Here is a 22,948-nt window from a genome sequence, read left to right as displayed (position 1 = left end):
TCACCCCGCCCGCCGCGCGTGCGCCTGGTGCAGCGCCCTGGCGGTCAGCTGCGCGACGAGGTGGCGCTTGTAATCGGCGGGCCCGCGCTGGTCGGCGGCGGGGGAGCAGTGCGCGGCGGCGATCGTCCCGGCCTCGGTGAACCGCTCCGGCGTCGCCGGGCCGCCACGCAGGAAGTCCTCCGCTTCGGCGGCGACGAAGTGCGGGGCGCCGACGGCGGTGAGGCCGAGCCCGGCTTCGACGATGACGTCGCCGTCCAGCCGCAGTGACGCGCCCGCCGCGGCGATGGCCCAGTCCCCGGCCCGCCGGCCGACCTTGGCGTACGCGCTCCCGGTGCCGTCGCGGATCGGCAGCCGCAGCTGCACCAGCAGCTCACCCGGCCCGACGGCGGTCTCGTACGGCCCGGTGAAGAACTCGCGCACGGGTACGACCCGCGTCCCGGTGCCGCCCTCGACGACGGCGTCGGCCCGGACGGCGGTGAACGCGGCCGCCAGGTCCTCCGACGGATCGGCCTGGCACAACGAGCCCCCGACGGTCCCGCGGTTGCGCACGATCGGGTCCGCGACCACGCGTTCGGCGTCGTGCAGGATCGGGAACAGCCGCCCGGCTTCGGCCGAATCGAGCAGTTCGGCGTGCCGCACGAGGGCCCCGATCCGCAGCTCCCCGCCGACGACCTCGATCCGGGACAGCTCGCCGAGCTCGTTGATGTCGACCAGGGCTTCGGGCCGCGCCAGCCGCAGCTTCATCATCGGGATGAGACTGTGCCCGCCGGCGATCACCCGGCCCTCGGGGCCGTACTTGGCCAGCAGTTCGAGGGCGTGCCCGACACTGGTGGCCCGCTCGTACTCGAACTGCGCCGGCACCTGCATGACCGCCGATCGTCCCCGCCGGGTGCGCGGTCCGCAATAGTGGATTAAGGGAACTCTGAATCCGGGTGTGCCGACCAGCGCCCCGAGGCGAGGGTCAGACGTCGGCGGGGGCGTGGGTCCATTGCAGTGCCTCGTGCCACTCCGCGATCAGGGCTTCGTCGTCCGCGAACGTCGGTGTCGTTCCCACCGGGACCCACGCCTGGCCGACCAGGTCGCCGTCTTCGACGCGCTGGACCGTGATTCCGGCGTACTTGACCACCTCGCGGCCGAATTCGGCCGGGGCCGAGACCTCTCGGGTGCCCAGCCGCAGCCGCACCTGTCGTTCGCCCGTCACCCGACCACCCTCCCCTTCATTCTCGACAGTGCTGTCGCGAATGAGCCCGGATCTGTAACAGCCCGGGCGGGTGGACTGCGGTGAGCGGCCGGAATCGGCCGGTGGACGGCAGATAAATTAGCTCTCGTGAATCGCACCGAACGGCTGTACGCCCTCGTGGAAGAACTTCGCGCCGTCTCGCCGCGGCCGCGCAGTGCGACCTGGCTGGCGCGGCGGTTCGAGGTCAGCGTCCGCACCGTCGAACGGGACCTCGACGCGCTGCGGGAGTCCGGCGTCGCCATCCGGAGCGACACCGGGCGCAACGGCGGCTACCGCCTGGACCGCGAGCGCACCCTCCCGCCCGTGACGCTCACCGCGCGCGAGGCGCTGGCGATCAGCGTCGCGCTGCGGGCCGCGTCGGCCACGCCCTTCGCGGACGCCGCGCGGCGAGCGGCCCAGAAGGTGCTGGCCGTGCTGCCGCCCGACGTGCGCCGCCGGGAGGACGCGCTGGCCGCGCGGGTGCACCGCGTCGGCCCGCACCCCGACCTGCCGGTGATCCGCGGTGCGGTCGCGGACGCGGTCGAGGACGCCGTGGTGTCGAGCCGGGTGCTGCACGTGACCTACACCGACCGGGCGGGTGCGGCCTCCGAGCGCGACGTCGAGCCGCTGGGCCTGCTCTGGGGGCCGCACGGCTGGTACCTCGTCGCGTGGTGCCGCCTGCGCGACGGCGTCCGCGGGTTCCAGCTGCACCGCATCACCGCCACCGCGCCGACCGGCGAGCGGTTCCGCCCGCGCGAGGCCGAGTGGGCCGCGGAACTCGACCGGCTGGACGCGGAATCCCTGCGGTGAAGTGCCGGGAAATGTGACGCCGAACACCGACAGGACGGTGTCGCGAACCGCTGGAACCGTGGCGGACATGGAAACCAACGAAGAGCGGATGCGGCAGTGGTGCCGCATGTGGAACGAGGACCCCGCGCTGGCGCACGAGCTGATGAGCCCCGCCTGCGTGCAGTGGTCCGGGCAGACCCCGGGCCTCGACAGCGTGGTCGGGCCGGCGGAGCAGGTGCGGTTCCTCGACGGGTACCGCGGCAAGCACGTCAACATCTTCCGCCCGCGGGTGCTCGCCGACGGCGGTGACCACTTCGCCTACCTGTGGGACGTCGACAAGGCGGACGGCCAGAAGCTGACCGGCTTCGACGTCAACATCCGGCACGGCGGCGGAATCGCGGAGAACTGGACGTTCGTGGGGGAGCGGCGCGACACCGCACCCGACCCGGCGTACACCGCCGGCGACGACCTGGACAAGGTTCTCGACGGCTGGCTCCGGTGGCGCGCCGGCGAGCCGGTGGACGTCATCGCCGGGGACTTCGGGTTCTTCTCCGGCGCGGCGGGCCCGCTCGCGCGTCCGGATCCCGCGGTCCTGACGCCGCACCGCGCGCCGATCGTCGATCCGGTCCGGGGCACCGTCGCGTTCCTGTGGACCGGACCCGCGGCCAGCGGCGCCGACCTGCTGTCCGTGCGCGACGGCCGGGTCGCCCGCGCCTGGTCGCTGACCGGGACGCGGTCCTTCCGCTACTGACCCTCGGGTGCGACAGCGCGCCGGACGCTCTCCCGCAGGAGCGTCCGGCGTTGCTCGTGCAGCTCCGGCGCTTCCTCACCGGTGGCGGCGTAGACGTTGCTGACCGGCGACCACGCCATCGACATCGCGATCACCATGGCCATCAAGTCGAACGGGTCGCCGGCCCGGACGAGCCCCGCGGCCTGCGCGTCGGCGATGGCGCCGAGCTTGGCGGCGTCGAGGCGGTCGGCGTCGGCGACGAGGTGCCCGGCGGGGCGCCGCTCCAGGCGGACCCAGGTGGCCAGCCGGATCAGGTCGGGCCGGCGGAGGTACTCGTCGTACAGGCGGACGGCCCAGTCCGCGAGGTCGCCGGCGTCGATCGGGACGCCGTCGCGGATCGAGCCCATCGAGTCCAGAAAGATCGTGTCGAACAGCTCTTCCTTGCTGCCGAAGTAGCCGTAGAGCTGCGCCTTGTTGGTGCGGGCCGCGGCCACGATCCGCTCGACGCGCGCCCCGGCCAGGCCGTACCGCGCGAACTCCTGGGTCGCCACGTCGATGATGCGCTGCTTCGTCGCGGCGCCCCGCGAGGTCAGGGGCTTGTCGGCCATGCGGCCCACGATAACAACAGACCGGTCTGTTTGCCGGATCGCCGATGCTCGGCTACGGTCAAATAGACCGAACAGTCTGTTTGTTTGAGGAGTGAGCCATGAGGACGACCGTGGGCTGGCAGGCCGACCACGCCGGGGACGCGCTGCGGCAGGTGCCGCTCGAACGCCGTGACCTGCGGGCGGATGACGTCGCCGTGCGCGTGGACTACTGCGGGGTCTGCCACAGCGACCTCCACGCGCTGGGCCGGCCCGGCCGGGACACGCCCCTGGTGCCCGGCCACGAGTTCACCGGCGTGGTGACCGAGGTGGGGAGCGGCGTCACGCGGTTCGCCGCCGGGGACGCCGTCGCCGTGGGCAACATCGTGGACTCGTGCGGGGAGTGCCCGATGTGCCGGCGGGGGCAGGAGAACTTCTGCCACCAGTTCCCGACCCTGACCTACGGCGGCACCGACCGCCACGACGGCACCCCCACGCTGGGCGGCTACTCCCGCGAGTACGTCGTCCGCGAGGGCTTCACCTACCCGCTGCCCGCGGGACTCGACCCGGCGGCCGCGGCGCCGTTGCTGTGCGCGGGGATCACCGTCTGGGAGCCGCTGCGGGCGCTGGACGTCGGCCCGGGCACGCGCGTCGCCGTGGCCGGGCTCGGCGGTCTCGGGCACCTCGCGGTCAAGCTCGCCGTCGCACTCGGGGCCGAGACGACGGTCATCAGCCGGAGCGACGGCAAGGCCGAGGACGCCCGCCGCCTCGGCGCCCACGACCTGGTCGTGTCCACCGACGAGCGGCAGCTGGCCGCGGCGCGGGACCGGTTCGACGTCGTCGTCGACACCATCGCGGTGCCCCACGACCTCGCCCCGTACCTGAAGCTGGTCGCGCTGGACGGCACCCTGAGCGTCGTCGGCCACCTGGGCCCGGTCACCGTGCCGATGATGGACTTGCTCGTCGGCCGCAAGAAGCTGGGCTCCGCGGGCAGCGGCGGCCGCCCGGCGACGGCGGAGATGCTGGAGTTCTGCGCCGGACACGGCGTCGCCGCCGACGTCGAGGTGCTCCCGTCGAAGCAGGTGAACGAAGCCCTCGAGCGGCTCGGCCGCAACGACGTCCGGTACCGCTTCGTGCTCGACCTGGCCGACCTTTCGTAGCCCGGACACTGCGGCATTCGGGTCATTCTTTGCGTTTCCGGTGAGAAAGATCGAGGGTTTCCCGCTTCCCGTCGAGCACGCATTGTGCAAATACCCCGGTCCGGCGTCGCTCTGAAGCGTGACGTTTCCCGATCGGCTTTCGACGGCCCGGCCCGGTCAGTACCTGGTTGAGTAGCCCGATTTCCCGGTGATCGCCCATTGAGCGCCTTGACACAGGGCACTCCGGGTGAACCGCGGGCGAAGTGCTAACGAAGCAGGCCATTTTCCGTCTTCCTCAGGCCAGCCACCGGAAATTCTCGAAAGGCAAGTCATGTCCCGAAGATCAGTGTTCGTCGCCTTGACGGCCGTCACGGCGTTGCTCGCACCGACGGCCGTCGCCGCGGCGGCGCCGCCCGGGGTCGATCCGGCCACCGTCGACCTCACCCTCAACGCGGGCCAGAGCACCACCGTGACCAAGCACGTCACGACGTCGGCCGTGCCGCCGAACCCCGACCTCGTGCTGCTCGCCGACACCACGGGCAGCATGGGCGCCGCGATCGGCAACGTGCGCGCGAACGCCAACACCATCACCGGTGACGTGCTCGCCGCGCAGCCGACCGCGCAGTTCGGGGTGGCCGAGTACAAGGACTTCGGCGACCCCTTCGCGTTCCGCGTCAACACGGGCATCACCGGTGACCAGGCGGCGGTCCAGGCCGGCACGAACCAGTGGGTCGCCTCCGGTGGCGGCGACGGCCCGGAAGCCGACCTCAACGCCCTGTACGAGCTGGCCACCGGCGCGGTCACCTTCCGCCCGGACGGCACGCGCATCGTCGCCTGGTTCGGCGACGCGCCGTCGCACGACCCGAGCGGCGGGCACGACCTGGCCCAGACCATCGCCGCGCTGAAGGCGGCGAACATCCGCGTCGTCGCGGTCAACGTGGGCGCGCTCGACCTCGACGGGCAGGCCAGCGCGATCACGTCGGCCACGGGTGGCGTGCTGCTCAACAACGTGCCCTCGAGCGCGGTGTCGCAGGCCATCCTCGACGGCATCAAGTCCATCCAGGTCACGGTGGCCCCGCAGGTCACGACGTGCGACCCGCAGCTCACGGTCACCAACGCGCCCACGAGCGTCAAGGTGGCCAGCGGTGACGTCGCCACCTTCACCGAGACGGTGGCCGCCGCGGCCACCGCCGCGCCGGGGACGTACCACTGCACCGTCGACTACCTGGTCGACGGCGTCTCGCGGGGCTACGTCGAGACGACGACCGTGCGGGTGCTCGGCTTGAGCATCAACGACGTCACGGTGGCCGAAGGATCCGGCGGTGCCCCGGTGCCGGCGACCTTCACCGTGTCGCTGCTGGGCGGAGCCAGCCCGAACCCGGTGACGGTCCACTACGCCACCGCGAACGGCACGGCGACCGCGCCGGCGGACTACGCGGCTGCGAGCGGTGACGTCACCTTCGCGCCCGGTGAGACGACCAAGCCGGTGACCGTGCTGGTCAACCCGGACACGGTCGACGAGCCGGACGAGACGTTCACGGTGACGCTGTCGGCGCCGGTCGGCGCGGGCCTGGTCGACCCGACCGGGATCGGCACGATCACCGACGACGACCGGGACGGCGCGTTCTCCTGCACCGGCACGGCCGCCAACGTCATCGGCATCACGGCCGGCGTCGCCAACCCGGCGAACCTGCCCTGCGCCGACGACAGCCAGACGGTGCTGGGCGCGACGCTCAACGCCGGCCTGATCAAGGTCGAGACCAAGGCGCTGACCGCGTCGACGGACGTCACGCCGGACAACCAGTCGGCGGCCCCGGCCGCCGGTGACCGCGCGCAGGCCACCGCCAAGATCGACAAGACGGTGATCAGCACGCTCGGGCTGACCATCGAGCTGGGCGTGATCCAGTCGCAGGCGTCGGCGACCTGCCAGCCGGCCACGGGCGGTCTCGCCCCGGTGCTGGCGGGCAGTTCGAACATCGCCTCGCTGAAGATCAACGGCCTCGCGGTCACGGTCGGCTCGGCTCCGCTGACCATCCCGCTGGTCATCGGATCGCTGAAGCTGAACGGCCAGACCGTGGTGAACGGCGTCGTGAAGCAGCAGGCGGTCGCGCTGGACACGGCGCTCGCCAAGATCGTGCTCGCGGAGTCCCAGGCCGACGTGCACGGAACCAACGCCCACCCCGCCGGCAACCCCTGCCGGCGCTGACCAGGTGAAGTGAGCGGGGGCGGCCGGTGCATCCGGCCGCCCCCGCCTTTTCAGCCGAGCAGCCGGGGATCCGGTTCGCCGCCGGCCTCGCCCAACGCGCCGAAAACCGCGCGCACCAACGTGGCCAGGTCCTTCGGGTTCTTCTTGTCCAGCCCGCCCAGCAATTGCTTCAGCACGGTCAGCTGGTCGAAGTAGACGCGCTCGGTGACCAGGTTCTCCTGCTCGTCGAAGACGAAGTACGCCGTCATCCGGGTGCGGTGCGTGCTGCCCGTCGGCGGGATCCTGCCCAGCGGGCCGAGGTGGGTGCCCTTCAGCCAGAACTCGACGACCACGGCGTCGGCCGTGTGGCGCAGGGCGATGATCTCGTGGTCCTGGTCGGGGAACGCGACGCGGGTGTCGTGGTAGTAGCCGCGGACCTCGCTGGTGCCGTCGTGGACCGTCATCGACGCGATCAGCTCGTAGTGCGGGTGCGGGAACGTCTCCAGCACGTCGTCCCAGGCCTGGCGCACCTCGTCGTGGAAGTGGTCGAGGACGAGCTTCTCGCGAGCGCGCAGCACGTCTTCCGGCGGCAGGGTGTAGGCGGTCGTCATCCGGGGTCCTCAGTCTTGGTGGGATAAAACCTACGCCGTAGGTATGGGCGACCGTAGACCTACGCTGTAGGTTTTGTCCAGGAGGTGCGGGATGGACACCGAGACAGACCCGCCGCGGCGCGGACGGCCCCGGCGCGGGCAGGAACCCTTGTCGCGCACGCGGATCGTCGACGCCGCGATGGCGCTCGCCGAAGCCGAGGGCGTCGAACGGCTGACCATGCGCGGTGTCGCCAAGCGGCTGGGCGTCGACGCGATGAGCCTCTACAACCACGTCGCGAGCCGGGACGCGCTGCTCGACGCGATCACCGAGGCGGTGCTGGCCGGCCTGCGCCTGCCGGCACCGAGCGGCGACCTCGCCGCCGACGTCCGGGCGGTCGCCCACGCCTTCCGGCGTTCCGCGCTCCGGCACCCGCGCTGCGTGCCGCTGGTGCTGACCCGCCAGCTCGACGCGCCCGCCGCGCTCGGGCCGACCGAGGCGGTGCTGGCCGTCCTCGACCGGGCCGGGTTCCCGCCGGAGCGCGCCGTGCACGCGCTGCGGACGTCGCTCGCCTTCCTGGTCGGCTCGCTGCTGCGCGAGGTGTCCGCGGGGCCGGCGTTCAGCGGCGCCGACGTCGAAGGCGCCGGGCGGCGCGAAACCGAGCTGGCGGCGTCCGGCCTGCCGCACGTCGTGGCGGCCGCCCCACACCTGGCCGTCTGCGACCACGACGCCGAGTTCGCGTTCGGCGTCGACGCTCTGGTCGCCGCGCTGGAGGCCGCCCGCCGCTGAGCATCACCGTGTGTGCCGGGGCGTGCCCCGGCCGGGGTGAACCGGTGGTGCGCCCCGGTGAAAACGCGGCGAAACGGTGATTCCACACCTTGGGGTGAAACGGATTCACGGCCTGGCCCGCCGGGCGCAAACTGCTCGGGGAACAATCCCGACGCGAAAGGTCAAAAATCGATGGGTGCCACCGCGGTCGACCGGATCAAGCTCGTTTTCACCCTCTTCGACGTCGACCGGAACGGCTATCTCGAAGAACGGGACTTCTCGACGATGGCGGACCGCGTGCTGCGGGCGGCCCAGGGCTCCGGCGCCGCCGCGAAGCAGGCGATGGAGGCGGCCTTCCACCGGTACTGGACCACCCTGGAGCGGGAGCTCGACGCCAACCACGACGGCAAGGTGAGCTACGACGAGTACGCGGCCTGCGTGCTGTCGCCGGAACGGTTCGACGCCACGGTGACCGAGTTCGCGGAATCCCTTGCCGCGCTGGGGGATCCGGACGGTGACGGGATGATCGAACGCCCGCTGTTCGTCGCCCTGATGACGGCGATCGGGTTCGACCGCGACAACATCGACGCGCTGTTCGAGGCCTTCGGGCCGTCGGCGGGCGACCGCGTCCGGGTGCCGGTCTGGACCGCGGCGATCAAGGACTACTACAGCCCGGACAAGGTCGGCATCGCCGGCGATCACCTGGTCGCGAACGTGGCCGGCTGAGTGGGCGCGCACCGCGCGCGGCCGGTCGTCGGGCTGGCGGTCGGCCGGGGTACGGGTCCGGAACTGGCGGACGTCTTCGAAAACGTGCTGACCCGAATCGGCCTCCGGCACTCGACTGAAATCGAAATCGTGCGCTCGCCCCGGTTGTACCATTCCTATTTCTCACTGAAGGGTGAAGGGGAAACCGAGCGGATCCGCCGGCTCACCCAGGAGGACGCCGAGCACTACGAGCGGTTCTGCCGGGAGCAGGCGCGGGCCGACGTCCCGGCGATCTTCCGCACGGCGATCAACGCGCAGTCGCTCTACCTGGTCCGGGAGCGGCTGCAGGCGGTCAAGGTCGACCCGATCACGCCGGGCCTGCTGCTGGTCCGGGACCAGGCCCAGGGCTTCTACACCGGCGAAAACCGGCACACGCCGGGTGTGCTGACCCGCACGACGGTGTTCAGCAAGGAGATCACCGAAAAGGTGATCGTGTTCGCGCTGCGCCGGGCCTGGGCGCAGTGGCCCGACGACGGACCCGCCCGGATCGTCCTGGCGTACAAGTTCCACCTGCTCGACGGCGCGCTCGGCGAGTGGGTCGCCGAGATCGCCGGCCGGCTCGGGGTGACCGTCGAGCTCTGCCAGCCGGACACGGTGAACCGCAACCTGATCGAGCACGGCCTCACCCCGCGCACGCTGGTCGTCGCCGGCAACGAGTGGGCCGACATCATGCACGTCGTCCTGCTCGACGCGTTCGGCGGTGAACGTCAGGAGCGCCGTTACACCGAGAACGTCCTCCTCCACCCGGACGTCGCCGGGCTCGTCGAGTACCAGACCGTGCACGGCTCGGCCGACGACCTCGCGGGGACCGGCCGGGTCAACCCGACGGCGACCATCCGGGCCGCCGCGGCCATCGCCGAGCGGCACGCGGGCTGCCCGGGCGCCGTCGCGGCGACCGAACAGGCGCTGAACGCCGCGCGCGACCGCGGCGTCGGCACCCCGGACGTCGGCGGCCGGCAGTCGACCGCCGAGGTCGTGGCCGAAGTCCTGGCCACGCTGGACCCCGCGCCCGGCCGGGTGCCGGTGGCGGGCGCGTGAAGACGGCCCTGGTCGTCGTGGACCTGCAGAACGACTTCTGCGCCGGGCCCGTCGTCACGGCCCGGTACCGCGGCGCACCGGGGACGTTGCAGCGGGCCACGACGAACGCCGCGCGCGCCGTCGACCTCGCCCGGCTGGCCGGCACGGAGGTCGTCTTCGTGCGGTTCCTCGGCGACGTCGAGCACCAGCGGCCGAGCTGGCGGCGGCGCGACCGGGTGCTGGGCAAGCAGCCGAAGTGCCGGACCGGGTCGTGGGGCGCGGAGTTCCACAAGGTCGCGCCCGCGGCCGGCGAGCGCGTCTTCACCAAGTACGCCTGCTTCGACGCGTTCCTGGCGCACGGCTTCGGGCAGTACCTGCGCCGGCGCCGGATCGGGCACCTCGTCCTCGCCGGGGTCTACGCCGACGTCTGCGTGGACTCCACGGCGAGAACGGCGTTCCAGAAGGGATTCCACCTCACGGTCCTGACCGACTGCACGACCGCCCTGCACCGGTCCGACGAGGAAACCCTGCGGTTCATGGAAACCGTCTACGGGGCGCGGACGACCACGCACGACCGGCCCGCGTCGTGGACCCGATTCGCGGAGGAGGACGAGTGGTCACCACCCGAGGCGTCGAAGGCGGCGTCGGCCGGACCGCGCTGATGGTCGCCGCGGCCAGGGCGATCGAGGCGACCCGGCCGGATTCCCTGGCGCACGACGGGTTCGCGCGGCACTTCGTCCGGGCGGCGCGGGCGTCGGGGGAGTGGCCGGTGCACTGGCACGACGTCCCCGGCGGGGCGGCGAACCCGTTGTGGGGCCGGCTCGGGCGCTACTTCGGCCTGCGCACCCGGGTCCTGGACGACTTCCTGCTCGGCGCGGTGCGCGCCGGCGCCGGGCAGGTCGTCCTGCTGGGCGCCGGGCTGGACTCGCGGGCCTTCCGGCTCGCCTGGCCGGCCGGCTGCCCGGTGTTCGAGCTCGACCGGCCGGACGTGCTGGCGTTCAAGCAGGAAGTCCTGGACGACCTGGGCGCGACGGCGAGCGCGGCCCGCAAGTCGGTCGCGGTGGACCTGTGCGAAGACTGGGTCAGGCCGTTGCGCGAGGCGGGGTTCGACCCGCGCGTCCCGACGGCGTGGCTGGCCGAGGGCCTGCTGCTCTACCTGCCCGCGGACGCGGAACGCCGCCTCATCACGACGGTGGACCGCCTGGCGGCGCCCGGCAGTTGCTTGGCGTACGAGGTCAAGCTCGGCGTGGAGTACCGCACCAGCGCGATCTACCGCAGCACGAAGGAGCAGATCGGCGTGGACCTGACGGCGTTGTTCGACGCCGAACCCCGCCCGGACTCGGCGGCCGCACTGCGGGCCTGCGCCTGGGAGACATCGGTCCGCACCCCGTTCGACCTCGCGGTGGAGCACGGCGCGAGCCTGGTTCCGGAGCGCCGTGACGCTTTGGCGAGCAACCGCTGGGTCTTCGCGGCCAAACCGGCGCGGTGAGCCGGGGCGCTGGTGTGGTGAGTCGTTCGGGCGGCCACGCGGCGATTGTCCGGATCCGCGGCGGGTCGGAGCCTGCCGCCGGACCTTTGTAGGTCGGTCGGGGTGGTGAGCCGGGGCCGTGCTCTGGTGAGGAGTAGTGGTGTGCGCCGGTGCCGCGGCGATCGTCTGGATCCGGGGCCGGTTCGGGCCTGCCGCCGGACCTTTGTAGGTCGGTCGGGGTGGTGAGCTGGGGCGGGTTCTCCTGGGTGAACCGGTGGTGAGCCCGGTCCGTGCTCTGGTGAGGGAGTAGTGGTGTGCACCGGCGACGGCGAGGTCGTCCGGGCTCGCTGCCGGCCGGAGCCCGCCGCCCGGGTTTCGTCGGTCTGCCGGAGTGGATCCGGTGCGCAAACCCCTGGCCTTCACCGGCAAACCCGCGCGGTGAGCCCGGCCCGGGCCCTGTCGTAGACTTCCCGCGGGTGGTGAGGGCTGGGAGGCTTTCGGTTGGTCGTGCGTGAACCGGCGTTGCCGGTCGATCCGAGGCTGCCCGGCGAACCGTCGTTCGCCGAGGTGACCGCCACGCGGATGTGGCTTGCGCGGCACGGGGTCGAGGTCGGGTTGCCGACCCGGTTGCTCGCGCTGCGCGTCGGCACCCGGGAATGGCTGCGGCGGCCGACCGTGTTCGCCGTGCTGGTCGTCTGCCTCGTCTTCTGGCCCGGTTTCCGCGCGCCGCGGGAGCTGGAGCTGCTCCGGCCGTTGCTGGTCGGCGTGGTGCTGGCCGCGTTGCTCGTGATGTGGTGGCGCCAGGTGCAGACGCGCGAAGAGCTCGCCGAGAGCCTGACCGGCTCCGGCACCCCGCCGCCGTGGCGTGCGGCGGCGCGGCAGGTCGGCTGGTGGCACCTGGCCGCGACAGCGATCACGTTCGGCGGGGGAGCCGTCCTGTGCGCCCTGCAGTTCCTCACCGAACCGGCCGCGCCCCTGGACGCCGGGGCCCGCACGCTCGGGCTCGCCGCCGGGGCCGGGGCGATCGCGCTGGTCCTCGGCCGGGTGCTGCGTGCGCCGATCATCGCCGAGGACGCCGCGTCCCGCGCCGTCGACGGCGTGCTGCGTGCCCAGGACGCCCACCGCTTCGCCCCGTCCGCCCTGTTCTTCGTCGCGGTGTGGCCCGCCGGGATGGACCTGGACCACCTCGGCGCGCAGGGGTGGTTCGCCGTGTCCTACCTCGTGCTCGCGGCCGGCACGCAGCTGGTCGGCTGGCTGCGCTTCCGCCGCCGGTTCCGGCAGCTGCCCGCGGGCTACTACGGCGACGCGGACCGCGCGGTCAGTCCGCCGCGACACCGCGGGAGCGAAGGACCTCCCGCAACCGCGGGCCGAGGAACTCCGAGCCCACGACACGCCGCAAGTTCGGCAGCAGGGCGAGATCGTCGAGCGAGCTGACGTCGAACAGCTCGTCCTCGCTCGACGACGATCAGCTTGAGGTTGAAGTCGGTGAAGTCGGCCATGGGGGCAATTCATGGGTTAACGTAAACGCGCGAGAAGCTTGAAACGTTTCATGTTCGGCGAGGAGGCCGGCACGATGACAGGCACCCGCAGGCTCCGGTCCGCGTTCACCCTCGTGCTGGCGGCGGTACTGGCGGTGACGCTGTCCACCCCCGCCGAAGCGCGCGCGTTCACCACGACCGTCACCAACTTCGACGCGCAGGGCAACCAGGTCGTCCGCTTCGACACGCGGGGTGACGCGGTCGACGCGCACGACGGCGAGATCGCCCTCTTCGGCGGCACCTACTACCTCTACGGCACCAGCTACGACTGCGGTTTCGCCTGGCAGGCGACGAGTTCGCCGTTCTGCGGGTTCAAGGTGTACACCTCGCCCGACCTCGTGCACTGGACCGACCGGGGACAGCTGCTCGACGCCACGGGCGTCTGGCAGACCCGCTGCAACGGCGCCACCTACGGCTGCTTCCGGCCGCACGTCGGCTACGACGCGGCCACCCGCAAGTACGTGCTCTGGGTCAACGTCTACGACAACAGCGTCGGCTTCCGGGTCCTCACCAGCGCGAACCCGGCCGGGCCGTTCACCGAAGCCCCGGTACCGACGCTCGCGGTGAACGACAACGCCCCGGCGGGCGGGGTCAACAACGGCGACCACGACGTCTTCGTCGACACCGACGGCACCGCCTACCTCGCCTACACCGACTGGCGGGCAGGCGGCGACATCGTCGTCGAGCGCCTCGCCGCGAACTACCTGACCGGCACCGGCGCCTACGCGCGGCTCGGCCAGAGCCAGACCGAAGCGCCCGCCCTGTTCAAGCGGAACGGCGTCTACTACCTGACCTACTCCGACCCGAACTGCGGCTACTGCGCGGGCACCGGCACGTCGTACCGGACGGCGGCGAACCCGCTGGGGCCGTGGTCGGCGCCGGTGAAGATCAGCCAGGACTCGTGCGGCGGGCAGCCGGCGTTCGTCTCGGCGCTCCCGACGACGTCGGGCACCGCCTACGTCTACGCCAGCGACCTCTGGAACAACGGGCAGCGCAACGAAGCCCTCGCCAACTACTACTGGGCGCCGCTCGAGTTCACCGCCACGGGCGCGATCGCGCCGATGACCTGCCGGAACTCCTTCTCGCTGGACCTCGCCACCGGCTCGGCCGGGCACCAGGACCCGCCCCCCGGCGTGGATCAGGCCGACGGCGTCACCGGCTTCCGGACCTACTGCGACGTCGGCGCCGGCGTCGCCCGGTTCCAGACGTTCGTCCCGAGCCGCGGCGGCACGCTGTCCGCCGTCTCGTACACGAGCTTCCAGGCCGGAAACCCCGGCGCGGGCCTCGAAATCGGCGTCTACGCCGCGACGGAGGAGTTCCAGCCGACCGGCGCCGCGCTGAGCACGGCCGTCGTGCCGGCGACGTCGATCGGGTGGTCCCCGCGCGCGGTCACGGTGACGCCGGGCATCGCCGTGACGGCCGGGAAACGCTACGGGCTGCTGGTCCGCTCGGCGACCACCACCGGCTGCTACGGCCTGGAGTACAACGACTCCGGCCCCTACCCGGGCGGCGGCGAGGCCTACAGCAACGACCACGGCGCGACGTTCCGCGCGGAGCCGGGCCGGTCGCTCAAGTTCTCCACCAGCGTCGGCTGAGCGTGAGAGGGCACGGCGGGAGAACGATGATCGCCTATGCTCGGGGACGACCACGCTGCCGGTCCCGCACAGGAGAGAACCGCATGCCGATCCACGACCTCGTCTTCCGGGGACGGCGCCTCACCAGCGACAACGCGCTGGTGATGGCGATCGTCAACCGGACCCCGGACTCGTTCTACGACAACGGGGTGACGTTCGAGGAGGAGCGGGCGCAGGCGGCGATCGGCCGGGTGCTCGACGACGGCGCCGCCGTGATCGACATCGGCGGCGTGCCGGCCAGCCCGGGCCCCGAGGTCACCGTCAAGGAGGAGATCGCCCGGGTCGTGCCGACCGTGGCGTGGGCCCGCGAGCACTTCCCGGACGTCGTGATCAGCGTCGACACCTACCGCGCCGAGGTCGCCGACGCCGTCTGCCGCGCCGGCGCGGACCTGATCAACGACAACTGGGCCGCCTACGACGCCGAGATCCTGGACGTCGCCGCGGAGCACGGCGCGGGCTACATCTGCGCCCACACCGACGGTCTCGACCCGCGCACCGACCCGGTGAAGCCGGTCTACGACGACGTCGTCGCGTCGGTGATCGCCGACACGACCGCACTGGCCGAGCGCGCGGTCGAACGCGGCGTCCCGCGCGAGGGCATCATGATCGACCCCTGCATCGACTTCTCGAAGAACACCCACCAGTCGCTGGCCGTGCTGCGCAACGTCGACAAGCTCGTGGCCACCGGGTGGCCGGTGCTGATGGCGCTGTCCAACAAGGGCGTCGTCGGCGAGACGCTCGACGTCGGCATGGACGACCGGGTCACCGGGACTCTGGCCGCCACCGCGCTCGCGGCCGCGCACGGCGCCGCGATGTTCCGGGCGCACCAGGTCCGCGAGACGCGGCACGCGGTCGAGATGATCGCGAGCATCGTGGGCACCCGCCCGCCGAAGAACGCGGTGCGGTGGCTGTGAAACTCCAGCAGATCTGGCCGCCCGAGAGCGTCCGCGAAATCGGGCGGGACGACCTCGAAGCGCTCTACCGCTTCCCCGACGTCGCGAAGTGGCTGGTCGTCAACTTCGTGTCGAGCACGGACGGCGCGATCACCGTCGCCGGCCGCTCGCGCCCGCTGTCGACCGAACCCGACCGGGTCGTGTTCAAGCTGGGCAGCGACCTCGCCGACGTCGTCCTGCTCGGCGCCGGGACCGCGGTGGTCGAGGAGTTCGACGGCGTCCACCCGGACGAGGAGACCGCGGACCGCCGCCGGCGCCACGGCCTCGAGCCGGTCCCGCCGATCGCCGTCGTCACCACCGGCCGCAGCCTGCCGCCCGACGCGCCCGTGATCACCGGCGCCGCCGTGCCGACCATCGTCATCACCAGCGAGCGGACGCCGGAGGACCAGCGTGACGCCTGGGTCGCGGCGGGGGCCGAGGTGATCGTCGCGGGGGAGGAGCACGTCGCGCTCGACCGCGCTGTCGCCGCCCTGACCGAGCGTGGTCTCCGCCGGATCGACTGCGAAGGCGGGCCCCGGCTGTTCGCGTCGCTGGCCGAGGCGGGCCTGGTCGACGAGTTCCGGCTGACGGTCGCGCCGTTCCTGGTGGCCGGAACGGCGGACCGCGCGGCTGTCGGCGGTGCCTTCGACCCGCTGAAGCTGGACCTCGGCACCGTGCTCACCGACGGGTCGAGCCTCCTGACGCGCTACCTGGTGCCGTAACGCCGATCCGCGGGCCCGCGACGTCTCGGACGGCCCCGGCGACCGCGCCGAAGTCCTTGCGCAGGATCGCGCCGTGGTTGCTGGTGACCTTCGCGCTCACCTCGATGTGCGGGTTCCGGGCGACCGCGGCGTCGAGGCCGGCGCGGATCCGCTCCTGCTCGTCGCCGCGGCTGCCCAGCGACGTCCCCGACGCGACCACGAACCGCGTCGGGACCGTGATCGCGTCGAGCACCGGGCCCAGCTCGCGTTCGCGGGAGAGCACGCCGACCTCGATGTTGCTCTCGGCCTGCTGCTCGGCGCTCATCCGCGGGGCCAGGCCGGTGGGGCGCAGCAGCGGCAGGAACCAGCTCATCCGCTTGAACAGCTTGCGGATCCGCTGCTCCATGGCGTCGTCGAGCCAGTCGTACGGGAAGGCGCCGTCGACCAGGACCGCGCCGATCGCGCGCTGCGGGTTCCGGGCGGCCCAGTGCGCGCCGACCAGCGCGCCGTAGGACCAGCCGACCACCAGCGCCCGGTCCACGCCCCGCGCGGCGAGCACGGCGTCGACGTCCCGGACGGCGACCTCGAAGGAGTAGTCGCCCGAGCGCTTCGACTTGCCGCGCGCCCGCTCGTCGTAGGTGATGTGCCGGAAGCCGGCACCGAGCTCGGCGACGACCCGGCGCCAGTAGCCCTGGGTGGCGAACTGGCCGTTGAGGTAGACCACGGGGATGCCGGGGCCGCCGGTGTCGGTGACCGCCAGGGCCGTGTCGTCGATCGCCACCATGCCGGACCAGGTCGTGCTGTTCGTTGTCATGAGGCGACTGTCGGCGGCTCGCCTGACACGCCCCTGACGCCGTCCTGACACGGCCGCCGGACCGCGGTCCCTCCGGTGACCCAGCAGCTGAGTCAGATCCGGGTGGCGATCAGCTGACGCAGCTCGCCCTCGCCGAGCCCGCCCCAGATGCCGTGCGTCTCCCGCACCGCGACGGCGTGGTCGAGGCACTGCAGGCGCACCGGGCAGCTCGCGCAGATCTGCTTGGCGAGGTCTTCGCGGCGCTTGCGCGCCATCCCGCGTTCGTTGTCGCTGTGGAAGAACACACCGGCGTCCATCCCCCGGCACGCCCCGCGCATCTGCCAATCCCAGTTCTCGCTGACGACCACCGGAAGCCGGGACACTTCGGACACCGGGACCACATCCCCTCGATTTTCGGGCCGCGAACCGGCCACCAAGCGGCGGTTACCCGGTATCCGCGCTGATCACCCACGCCACCGCGAAGATCACCCACGTGTGGTACGCCACGGCCTGCCTCGACGGTTAAGCGAAGGGTTATTCGCTCGTTGCCCTGCGTGTCCTCCAGGTGGACCATCCGATCACCTGATCGACGGCGGAAGCGGGTACGCGTCATGCGGATCGAGTCCGACGGGCACAGCCGGGGCAACCCGCGGCTGTACGAACTCGTCGAGAACGCGCCGAAGGACGGGCCGGGCCCGACCGTCTGGGCGTGGCCCCAGCTGATCGGGTTCCTCAAGGTGGCCGGGCAGCCCGTCGCCGGGCCGTGGCCGCCGCACCAGCGGCCGCGGCCGGAGCCCGAGGAGGACACCCTGCCGGTCGCCGTCCCGGACGAGGACTGAGGACGGAGGACTGACGCCCATGTACCCGACCCGGTTCTCCTACGAGGCCCCGCGCGACCTCGACGAGGCGCTCGGCCTGCTGCGCGACCACGGCGACGAGGCGAAGGTCCTCGCCGGCGGGCAGAGCCTGGTGCCGCTGATGAAGCTCCGCTTCGCCGCGCCCGCGCTGCTCGTCGACATCAACAACCTCCCGGGGCTCGACCACCACGAGGTCGACGACGCCGGGAACCTGCACGTCGGCGCGCTCTGCCGGCACGTGACGCTGGAACGGTCGGACCTGCTGCGCGACACCCAGCCGACCATGGCCGCCGCCGCGCCGCTCATCGCCGACCCGATCGTCCGCAACCGCGGCACGCTCGTCGGGTCGCTGTGCCACGCCGACCCGCAGGGCGACTGGGCGTCGGTGGTGCTGGCCCTCGACGGCTCGATCGTCGCGGCCGGGCTGGACGGACGGCGGAGCATCCCGGCGCGCGAGTTCGTGCTCGGCCCGTTCCAGAACGCCCTCGCCCCGGACGAGATCGCCGTCGAGGCCGTCATCCCCGCGCCGCGCGGGACGCCGTCGGGTGGCTACCTCAAGCTGGAACGCCGGGTCGGCGACTTCGCGACGGTCGGCGTCGCGGTCGCCGTCGACACCACCACCGACGGCCGGGTCAGCCGGGCCGGGATCGCGCTCACCGGCGTCGGCGGCGCCACCATCGAGTGCGCCGACGCGGCCGCGGCGCTCGTCGGCGGCCCGCTGACCGCCGAGACGATCGAAGAGGCGGCGACGCTCGCCGCGGCGGCCGCCCGGCCGAAGAGCGACCACCGCGGCAGCGCCGCGTACAAGCGGCACGTGGTGCACACCTTCGTGGTGCGTGCCCTGGAAGGGACCACCCGATGAGCCTCGTGCACGAAGTCCGCGACGAACCTTCCGCGGGCGTCCCCGAACGCCGGATCACGGTGACCGTGAACGGCCGCCGCAGGGTCATCGAGTGCGAGCCGCGGCTGCTGCTGTCGCACCTGTTGCGGCAGGGGCTGCGCCTCACCGGCACGCACATGGGCTGCGACACGACCAGCTGCGGCGCGTGCACCGTGCTCGTCGACGGCACGCCGGTGAAGTCCTGCACGATGCTCGCCGTGCAGGCCGACGGCCACGAGGTGACCACCGTCGAAGGCCTGGCGACGGCCAGCGAGCTGCACCCGGTGCAGGAGGGCTTCCGCGAGGAGCACGGCCTGCAGTGCGGGTTCTGCACGCCCGGCATGATGCTCGCCGCGAAAGCGTTGCTGGACCGCGAACCCGATCCGTCCGAAGAGGACGTCCGCTGGGCCCTGTCGGGCAACCTCTGCCGGTGCACCGGGTACCAGAACATCGTCAAGTCGGTGCTCTGGGCCGCCGCGAAACTGCGGAAGGAAGACCAGTGACGAAGGCACTCGACGAGGTCGGGATCGGCGGCATCGGCGCGAGCCGCAAGCGCGTCGAGGACAGCCGGTTCATCCGCGGTCAGGGCCGCTACACCGACGACATCGTGCTGCCGGGCATGCTGCACATGGAGATCCTCCGCAGCCCGATGGCGCACGCGCGGATCAAGTCGATCGACACCAGCAAGGCGTGGGAGATCCCCGGCGTCCACCTCGTGCTCACCGGCGAGATGGCCGCGACGCGCAACCTCGCGTGGATGCCGACGCTGTCGTACGACACCCAGGCCGTGCTGGCCACCGACAAGGTCCGGTTCCAGGGCCAGGAGGTCGCCTGCGTCGTCGCCGACGACCCGTACATCGCCAAGGACGCCTGCGACGCGATCGACGTCGAGTACGAGCCGCTGCCGGTGGTCGTCAACCCGGAGCAGGCGCTCGCCGCGGACGCCCCGGTGATCCGCGACGACAAGGCCGGCCAGGACGGCAACGTCGTCTACCACTGGGAAGTCGGCGACAAGACCGGCACCGACCGCGCGTTCGCGAGCGCCGACCGGATCTCCAAGCTGCGCCTGCACTACCCGCGCTCGCACCCGTCGCCGATCGAGTGCTGCGCCTCGGTCGCCGACTACGACCGGGCGACGCAGAAGCTGACCGTCTACATGACCACGCAGGCGCCGCACATCGTCCGGGCCGCCGTCGCGATGATCGCCGAGCTGCCCGAGCACATGATCCGGATCGTGTCGCCGGACATCGGCGGCGGCTTCGGCAACAAGGTGCCGGTGTACCCGGGGTACGTCTGCTCGATCCTGTGCTCGATCCTGCTGGAACGCCCCGTCAAGTGGATCGAGGACAAGTCCGGCAACCTCATCTCCACCGGGTTCGCCCGCGACATGTACCTCGACAGCGAACTGGCGTTGCGCGAGGACGGCAAGATCCTCGGCGTCCGCATCCACGCCGACGCCGACCACGGCGCGTTCTTCGCCGACGCCCAGCCGAGCAAGTTCAAGATCGGCCTGCTGCACTCGGCGTTCGCCTGTTACGACATCCCGGCCGCGCACCTCACCGCGCGCGGCGTCTACACGAACAAGGCGCCCGGCGGCGTCGCCTACCGGTGCTCGTTCCGCGTCACCGAGGCGATGTTCTTCCAGGAACGCATGGTGCACCAGGCCGCGAAGGACCTCGGCATCGACCCGGCGGAGTTCCGGCGCCGCAACTTCGTGCGCGCGGACCAGTTCCCGTACCGGACGCCGTTCGGCTTCCTCGTCGACTCCGGCCAGCCGGAGAAGTGCCTCGACGTCGGCCTGAAGGCGATCGGCTACGAGGACTTCCTCAAGCAGAAGGAAGAAGCACGGTCCCGGGGAAGGCTGCTGGGCATCGGTATTTCGACGATGACCGAGCCGCTGGGCGCCGGCAACAGCCGCGAGTACGACATCCTCGGCATCAAGATGTTCGATTCCGCCGAGCTGCGCGTGCACCTCACCGGCAAGGCGCTGCTGCGCGTCGGCACGAAGAGCCAGGGCCAGGGCCACGAGACGACGTGGGCGCAGATCGTCAGCCACGAGCTGGGCATCCCGGCCGAGGACGTCACGGTGGAGGAGGGCGACACCGACACCGCGCCGTTCGGGATGGGCACCTACGCCTCCCGCAGCACGCCGGTCGGTGGCGCGGCGATCTCGATGGTGTCGCGCAAGATCCGCGCCAAGGCGCGGAAACTCGCGGCGCACCTGCTCGAAGTGTCCGAAGAGGACGTCGAGTGGGAGCTGGGCCGGTTCTACGTCCGCGGGGTGCCCGACCGCGGCGTCACCATCCAGGAGTGCGCGATGGCCGCGTACTCGAACATGCCCGACGGGATGGAACCCGGGCTGGAGAACCACGCCTACTACGACCCGCCCAACCTGACCTGGCCGTTCGCCGTCTACATCGCGACCGTCGAGGTCGACCCGGAGAGCGGCGTGTGGGACGTGCTGAACCTCGTCGCGGTCGACGACTGCGGGGTCCGCATCAACCCGATGATCGTCGAGGGGCAGATCATGGGCGGTCTCACCGAGGCGTACGCGATGGCGAACATGCAGTTCATCACCTTCGACGAGGAAGGCAACTGCGTCGGCTCGAACTACATGGACTACCTGCTCCCCACCGCGTGGGAGACGCCGGGGTTCGAGCTGCACAGCGAGGTCGTCACGCCGTCACCGCACCACCCGATCGGCGCCAAGGGCATCGGCGAGTGCGCGGCGGTCGGCGGGCCGGCGGCGTTCGTCAACGCCGTCATGGACGCGCTCGACGGCACCGGCGTCCGCAACATCGACATGCCCCTGCTGCCGGACCGCGTGTGGCAGGCGCTGCGGACCGGCCGGGACGTCTCGGGCGTGCCGCCGGTCCGGACGGACGACTGATGGACGGCTGGGACGTGCTGGCGGAGGCGGGCGACCGGGCCCGCCGCGGTGAGGCGTTCGCGCTCGCCACGGTGGTGTGGCGCGAAGGCCCGTCGTCGGGCAAGGAGGGCTGCCGCGCGATCGTCACCGAGGACGGCGAGCTGCACGGCTGGATCGGCGGCGCCTGTGCGGAACCCGTGGTGCTGCGCGAGGCTCGGCAGGCGCTGGCCGAGGGCACCCCGCGGTTGCTGCTGCTCGGCACCCCGGACCGGTTCGGGTCGGTGCCCGACGGGATGACCGTCGTGCCGATCTCGTGCCAGAGCGAGGGCGCGCTGGAGATCTACGTCGAGCCGGTCGTCCCGGCCCCGCACCTCGTGGTGGCCGGCCGCTCGCCGCTGGCGCACACGCTGGTCGCGCTGGCGACGGCGCTGGGCTGGCGGGCGGAGCTGAGCGAAGACCTGGCTTCGGTGACCGAACGGTCCTACGTGGTCGTCGCGACCCAGGGCCACCACGACGAGGAGACGCTGGAACGCGCGCTGACGCGGAACCCGGCGTACGTCGGGCTGGTGGGTTCGCGCAAGCGGGGCGAGGCGGTGCTCGGTTACCTCGCCGACCGCGGGGTGCCCGCCGAGCGGCTCGCTCGCGTCCAGGTGCCCGCCGGCGTCGACCTCGGCGCGGTCGAGCACCGGGAGATCGCGGTCGCCGTGCTCGCCGAACTGGTCCGGTTGCGCGCGGCGGCGCGTCCGGTGCGGGTCGTCGAGCGCGTCGCCGAGGAGGCCCTCGACCCGGTGTGCGGGATGACCGTGGCCCGGCGCGATCCGGTCGAGTGCGACGGCGTCGCGTACTACTTCTGCTGCGCCGGGTGCCGCGACGCGTTCCGGCGGGACCCGGCCGCGTACGCGAAGAAGGAGAGCCGATGCTGATCGAGAACGAGTTCGCGGTCGGGCAGCCGATCGACAAGGTCTGGCGGTTCTTCGACGACGTCCCGAAGGTGGCCGCGTGCCTGCCCGGCGCCGAGCTGACCGAGGACCTGGGCGACGAGGCGTACGAGGGCCGCGTGAGTGTCCGGATGGGCCCGGTGGCGCTGAAGTTCGGTGGCACGGCGAAGATCGCGTCCCGGGATGACGCCGCGAAGCGCATCGTCGTCGACGCGGCGGGCGCCGACGAGAAGGGCCGCGGCCAGGCGAGCATGACCGTCACCGCCCGGCTGACGTCGGCCGGCGGCGTGACACGCGTGCACGTCACCCAGGACCTGCAGGTCTCCGGCGCGGCGGCGCAGTACGGGCGCGGCATGATCGCCGACGTCACCTCCGTGCTGATGCGCGACTTCGCGGCCAACCTGCAGCGCGGCATCGACCGCGCCGAACGCGGCGAGGAGGTCGCCGGCGCGGCCCCGGCGCGCGGGTTCAGCATCGGCCTGCAGGCGACGCTCATGGCGTTGAGACGCGTGTTCCGCCGATTCTTCCTGCCCTATACCGCTTGAGGAGGTGCC

Annotated in this window: 25 protein-coding genes; 18 read left to right on the top strand and 7 right to left on the bottom strand. The window is 72.1% G+C overall.

Going from position 1 to position 22,948, the window contains the following annotated elements:
• Together MUY22_RS41590 and MUY22_RS41585 are read right to left on the bottom strand one after the other, a co-directional pair.
• Positions 1 to 867, bottom strand: coding sequence for a xanthine dehydrogenase family protein subunit M (locus tag MUY22_RS41590; RefSeq protein WP_247052731.1), 867 nt, complete (start codon positions 865 to 867; stop codon positions 1 to 3).
• Between the two features lie 94 nt (positions 868 to 961).
• Positions 962 to 1,201 carry a hypothetical protein gene (locus MUY22_RS41585; protein WP_247052729.1) on the bottom strand — a complete coding sequence of 80 codons (240 nt, stop codon included), beginning with the start codon at positions 1,199 to 1,201 and terminating at the stop codon, positions 962 to 964.
• 126 nt (positions 1,202 to 1,327) lie between these two features.
• Between MUY22_RS41585 and MUY22_RS41580 the strand changes: the two genes are divergently transcribed.
• Positions 1,328 to 2,029, top strand: a complete 702-nt coding sequence (locus MUY22_RS41580) for a YafY family protein (protein ID WP_247052727.1) — start codon at positions 1,328 to 1,330, stop codon at positions 2,027 to 2,029.
• Positions 2,030 to 2,096: 67 nt separating this feature from the next.
• Positions 2,097 to 2,759, top strand: coding sequence for a hypothetical protein (locus MUY22_RS41575; protein ID WP_247052725.1), 663 nt, complete (start codon positions 2,097 to 2,099; stop codon positions 2,757 to 2,759).
• Here MUY22_RS41575 and MUY22_RS41570 read toward each other — a convergent pair.
• Entirely contained in the window at positions 2,753 to 3,346 is a 594-nt protein-coding gene (locus tag MUY22_RS41570; RefSeq protein ID WP_247052723.1) for a TetR family transcriptional regulator, read from the bottom strand. The two genes, MUY22_RS41575 and MUY22_RS41570, sit on opposite strands and share 7 nt — an antisense overlap.
• A 98-nt stretch (positions 3,347 to 3,444) precedes the next feature.
• Here MUY22_RS41570 and MUY22_RS41565 point away from each other — a divergent pair, with 98 nt between their 5' ends.
• Together MUY22_RS41565 and MUY22_RS41560 are read left to right on the top strand one after the other, a co-directional pair.
• Entirely contained in the window at positions 3,445 to 4,482 is a 1,038-nt protein-coding gene (locus MUY22_RS41565; RefSeq protein WP_247052721.1) for an NAD(P)-dependent alcohol dehydrogenase, read from the top strand.
• A gap of 310 nt (positions 4,483 to 4,792) precedes the next feature.
• Complete coding sequence (locus MUY22_RS41560; protein WP_247052719.1) at positions 4,793 to 6,667, top strand: Calx-beta domain-containing protein; 1,875 nt, start codon at positions 4,793 to 4,795, stop codon at positions 6,665 to 6,667.
• A 50-nt stretch (positions 6,668 to 6,717) separates the two neighbouring features.
• Here MUY22_RS41560 and MUY22_RS41555 read toward each other — a convergent pair whose 3' ends face one another.
• Positions 6,718 to 7,257 carry an ester cyclase gene (locus MUY22_RS41555; protein ID WP_247052717.1) on the bottom strand — a complete coding sequence of 180 codons (540 nt, stop codon included), beginning with the start codon at positions 7,255 to 7,257 and terminating at the stop codon, positions 6,718 to 6,720.
• A 91-nt stretch (positions 7,258 to 7,348) separates the two neighbouring features.
• On the opposite strand from MUY22_RS41555, the gene MUY22_RS41550 reads away from it, so the two are divergent.
• The 5 genes from MUY22_RS41550 (at position 7,349) to MUY22_RS41530 (ending at position 11,273) form a co-directional block, all read left to right on the top strand.
• Positions 7,349 to 8,023 carry a TetR/AcrR family transcriptional regulator C-terminal domain-containing protein gene (locus MUY22_RS41550; protein ID WP_247052715.1) on the top strand — a complete coding sequence of 225 codons (675 nt, stop codon included), beginning with the start codon at positions 7,349 to 7,351 and terminating at the stop codon, positions 8,021 to 8,023.
• A 171-nt stretch (positions 8,024 to 8,194) separates the two neighbouring features.
• Positions 8,195 to 8,728 (top strand): EF-hand domain-containing protein, encoded by a 534-nt coding sequence (locus MUY22_RS41545; protein ID WP_247052713.1) that lies wholly within the window; start codon positions 8,195 to 8,197, stop codon positions 8,726 to 8,728.
• 129 nt (positions 8,729 to 8,857) lie between these two features.
• Positions 8,858 to 9,805 (top strand): isocitrate/isopropylmalate family dehydrogenase, encoded by a 948-nt coding sequence (locus MUY22_RS41540; RefSeq protein ID WP_247052710.1) that lies wholly within the window; start codon positions 8,858 to 8,860, stop codon positions 9,803 to 9,805.
• Complete coding sequence (locus MUY22_RS41535; RefSeq protein ID WP_247052708.1) at positions 9,802 to 10,446, top strand: cysteine hydrolase; 645 nt, start codon at positions 9,802 to 9,804, stop codon at positions 10,444 to 10,446. The genes MUY22_RS41540 and MUY22_RS41535 overlap by 4 nt, the downstream gene beginning before the upstream one ends.
• Positions 10,398 to 11,273 carry an SAM-dependent methyltransferase gene (locus tag MUY22_RS41530; RefSeq protein ID WP_247052706.1) on the top strand — a complete coding sequence of 292 codons (876 nt, stop codon included), beginning with the start codon at positions 10,398 to 10,400 and terminating at the stop codon, positions 11,271 to 11,273. The genes MUY22_RS41535 and MUY22_RS41530 overlap by 49 nt, the downstream gene beginning before the upstream one ends.
• Positions 11,274 to 12,570: 1,297 nt before the next feature.
• On the opposite strand, the gene MUY22_RS49865 is transcribed toward MUY22_RS41530, so the two are convergent.
• Positions 12,571 to 12,651 carry a hypothetical protein gene (locus MUY22_RS49865; protein ID WP_371827710.1) on the bottom strand — a complete coding sequence of 27 codons (81 nt, stop codon included), beginning with the start codon at positions 12,649 to 12,651 and terminating at the stop codon, positions 12,571 to 12,573.
• Positions 12,652 to 12,825: 174 nt separating this feature from the next.
• Between MUY22_RS49865 and MUY22_RS41520 the strand changes: the two genes are divergently transcribed.
• From MUY22_RS41520 to MUY22_RS41510, 3 genes are all read left to right on the top strand, one after another.
• Positions 12,826 to 14,385 carry a family 43 glycosylhydrolase gene (locus tag MUY22_RS41520; RefSeq protein ID WP_247052702.1) on the top strand — a complete coding sequence of 520 codons (1,560 nt, stop codon included), beginning with the start codon at positions 12,826 to 12,828 and terminating at the stop codon, positions 14,383 to 14,385.
• Positions 14,386 to 14,468: 83 nt separating this feature from the next.
• Positions 14,469 to 15,338, top strand: a complete 870-nt coding sequence (folP, locus tag MUY22_RS41515; protein ID WP_247052700.1) for a dihydropteroate synthase — start codon at positions 14,469 to 14,471, stop codon at positions 15,336 to 15,338.
• The gene (locus MUY22_RS41510; protein WP_247064377.1) at positions 15,335 to 16,078 is read left to right on the top strand and encodes a pyrimidine reductase family protein; all 744 of its coding nucleotides are present in this window, start codon (positions 15,335 to 15,337) and stop codon (positions 16,076 to 16,078) included. The genes folP and MUY22_RS41510 overlap by 4 nt, the downstream gene beginning before the upstream one ends.
• Here the strand turns inward: MUY22_RS41510 and MUY22_RS41505 are convergent.
• On the bottom strand, positions 16,035 to 16,871 hold the full coding sequence (locus MUY22_RS41505; RefSeq protein WP_247052698.1) for an alpha/beta fold hydrolase: 837 nt from the start codon (positions 16,869 to 16,871) through the stop codon (positions 16,035 to 16,037). The two genes, MUY22_RS41510 and MUY22_RS41505, sit on opposite strands and share 44 nt — an antisense overlap.
• A 92-nt stretch (positions 16,872 to 16,963) precedes the next feature.
• Complete coding sequence (locus MUY22_RS41500) at positions 16,964 to 17,242, bottom strand: WhiB family transcriptional regulator (RefSeq protein ID WP_247052696.1); 279 nt, start codon at positions 17,240 to 17,242, stop codon at positions 16,964 to 16,966.
• Positions 17,243 to 17,461: 219 nt separating this feature from the next.
• Here MUY22_RS41500 and MUY22_RS41495 point away from each other — a divergent pair, with 219 nt between their 5' ends.
• The 6 genes from MUY22_RS41495 to MUY22_RS41470 are packed head-to-tail and all read left to right on the top strand — an operon-like array spanning position 17,462 to position 22,939.
• Complete coding sequence (locus MUY22_RS41495; RefSeq protein ID WP_247052694.1) at positions 17,462 to 17,689, top strand: hypothetical protein; 228 nt, start codon at positions 17,462 to 17,464, stop codon at positions 17,687 to 17,689.
• 19 nt (positions 17,690 to 17,708) lie between these two features.
• Entirely contained in the window at positions 17,709 to 18,569 is an 861-nt protein-coding gene (locus MUY22_RS41490; protein ID WP_247052691.1) for a xanthine dehydrogenase family protein subunit M, read from the top strand.
• Positions 18,566 to 19,090: a (2Fe-2S)-binding protein gene (locus tag MUY22_RS41485; protein WP_247052689.1), complete on the top strand. Its 525-nt coding sequence runs from the start codon at positions 18,566 to 18,568 to the stop codon at positions 19,088 to 19,090. The genes MUY22_RS41490 and MUY22_RS41485 overlap by 4 nt, the downstream gene beginning before the upstream one ends.
• Positions 19,087 to 21,477 (top strand): aerobic carbon-monoxide dehydrogenase large subunit, encoded by a 2,391-nt coding sequence (locus MUY22_RS41480; RefSeq protein ID WP_247052687.1) that lies wholly within the window; start codon positions 19,087 to 19,089, stop codon positions 21,475 to 21,477. The genes MUY22_RS41485 and MUY22_RS41480 overlap by 4 nt, the downstream gene beginning before the upstream one ends.
• Positions 21,477 to 22,379: an XdhC family protein gene (locus tag MUY22_RS41475; protein ID WP_247052685.1), complete on the top strand. Its 903-nt coding sequence runs from the start codon at positions 21,477 to 21,479 to the stop codon at positions 22,377 to 22,379. Before MUY22_RS41480 ends, MUY22_RS41475 begins: the two co-directional genes overlap by 1 nt.
• Entirely contained in the window at positions 22,373 to 22,939 is a 567-nt protein-coding gene (locus MUY22_RS41470; RefSeq protein ID WP_247052683.1) for an SRPBCC family protein, read from the top strand. The genes MUY22_RS41475 and MUY22_RS41470 overlap by 7 nt, the downstream gene beginning before the upstream one ends.
• The last annotated feature ends 9 nt before the right edge of the window (positions 22,940 to 22,948 follow it).

The sequence above is a fragment of the Amycolatopsis sp. WQ 127309 genome, from assembly GCF_023023025.1.
In the GTDB taxonomy this organism is placed as follows: domain Bacteria; phylum Actinomycetota; class Actinomycetes; order Mycobacteriales; family Pseudonocardiaceae; genus Amycolatopsis.
This window is presented reverse-complemented; position numbering and strand designations above follow the sequence as displayed.